3 protein-coding genes are annotated in these 1,537 nt (G+C 66.5%); 1 reads left to right on the top strand and 2 read right to left on the bottom strand.

From position 1 onward, the window contains the following. Positions 1-46: 46 nt before the first annotated feature. On the bottom strand, positions 47-835 hold the full coding sequence (locus ACTOQ2_RS43840; protein ID WP_440107945.1) for a transposase: 789 nt from the start codon (positions 833-835) through the stop codon (positions 47-49). A 9-nt stretch (positions 836-844) separates the two neighbouring features. Here ACTOQ2_RS43840 and ACTOQ2_RS43835 point away from each other — a divergent pair, with 9 nt between their 5' ends. Then, entirely contained in the window at positions 845-982 is a 138-nt protein-coding gene (locus ACTOQ2_RS43835; RefSeq protein WP_440107943.1) for a hypothetical protein, read from the top strand. A 49-nt stretch (positions 983-1,031) separates the two neighbouring features. Here the strand turns inward: ACTOQ2_RS43835 and ACTOQ2_RS43830 are convergent, their stop codons facing one another. Continuing rightward, entirely contained in the window at positions 1,032-1,457 is a 426-nt protein-coding gene (locus ACTOQ2_RS43830) for a transposase (protein WP_440107941.1), read from the bottom strand. Positions 1,458-1,537: the final 80 nt, after the last annotated feature.

Below are 1,537 nucleotides of genomic sequence, written 5' to 3'. Positions count from 1 at the left end.
CGGTAGGTGTCAAGTCAAATGCGACAGGAGTCTGCTGATCTGATCGCTAGGCGACCTCTTCCTCGGGCTGGTTGATGTAGGCGACCTTCGGGATCTTGGGGAGTCGGGGTGCGCGGGTGAACCGGTGGGGATTGACCGCGCGGAAGCGCTCGATGGTCTCGGCACGCTTGTCCTGGATGGCGTGGGCGGTGCCCAGGTGCACGGTGAACGGCGTGTGCAGGCCGATCCCGGCGTGGTAGTGCTCATGGTTGTAGTAGGTGAAGAACCGCCGGCAGAAGGCCTGGGCGTCGGTCAGGGAGGCGAAGCGCTCGGGGAAGACCGGGCAGTATTTGAGGGTTTTGAACGCGGCCTCGCTGTAGGGGTTGTCGTTGCTCACCTTCGGCCGGGAGTGCGATTTGACGATATCGAGGGTGGCCAGTAGATCGGTGACCGCGCGGGAGGTCATCGAGGTGCCGTTGTCGGAGTGGATGGTGGCCGGCGCGAGGCCGCCGTTGGCGCGGATCGCGTTCTCCATGAACTCGGCCGCCAGGTCGCCGGTTTCGCGCAGGTGGATCTCCCAGGGCACGACGTCCCGGGAGAAGATGTCGATCATGACGTAGAGGTCGTAGTACTGCCGGTCGGCGGGGCCGTGCAGCTTGGTGATGTCCCAGCTGAAGATCTCGTTGGGGGCGCGGGCGATCAGGTAGGGCTTTATGGCGGGCTTGGGCGCGGCGCTCGCGGACTTGGTCGCGCTCGCGCAAGAGCCGGTACATGGTGGAGGCCGACGCCAGGTAGGCGCCCTCGTCCGGCAGCGTCGCCCAGAGCTGGCGGGGCGCCTTGTCGACGAAGCGGGCACTGTTGCGCGGTGATCAGCTCCTCACGCTCGGCGTCGGTCAGCTTGTTGGGCGGCGCGGGACGCGGCACGCTCTCGCGCTCGGTCGGCTCGGCCAGGGCCCGGCAGGAGGAGCCGCGGGCGACGCCTGCCAACGCGCAGGAGCGGTAGATCGGCAAGCCTGCGGCGAGCAGGTCGAGCGTCTCGCGCCGGCAGGTGGTCACGAGGTCTCGTTCTCCGCGCTCTCGGAGATCATTTCCAAGAGCGCGAAACCTTTTCCCATGATGTCCAGGGCTGCTTCGGTCTGCGCGAGCTTCTTGTCGGCCTTGGCCTTGGCCTTGTCCCTGGCCAGCGCCGCATTCTCCTTGCGCAGCTGCTCCAACTCCAGTTGCTCGGGCGTTTTACGCGCCCGCGCGGAACTTGCCGGACCGGCGGCGGGGGTCAGCTCGCCGTTGTCGCGCTGGCGACGCCACAGGTCGATGCTCGTGCTGTAGAGGCCCTCGCGCCGCAGGACCCTGCCCTTCTCGCCGTCGGGGGCGGCCTCGTACTCCGTGACGATCCGCAGCTTGTACTCGGCCGAGAAGTGCCGTCGTTTGGGCCGGTCGCCTCGGGGGCCGTCACCGCGTTGAAGGTCATGGCTGGTCATGGTCACTGTGCTCGATACCCGTTCTCGCCCTGCTCATGTCAGTTAAGGAACTTGATCCCTGTTTGTCTCACTTGAGCTTG

Origin of the sequence: Streptosporangium sp. H16 (genome assembly GCF_051918855.1) — a bacterium.
In the GTDB taxonomy this organism is placed as follows: domain Bacteria; phylum Actinomycetota; class Actinomycetes; order Streptosporangiales; family Streptosporangiaceae; genus Streptosporangium.
Note: the sequence above shows the minus strand (reverse complement) of the source record. Positions and strands in the feature narration are given on the sequence as shown.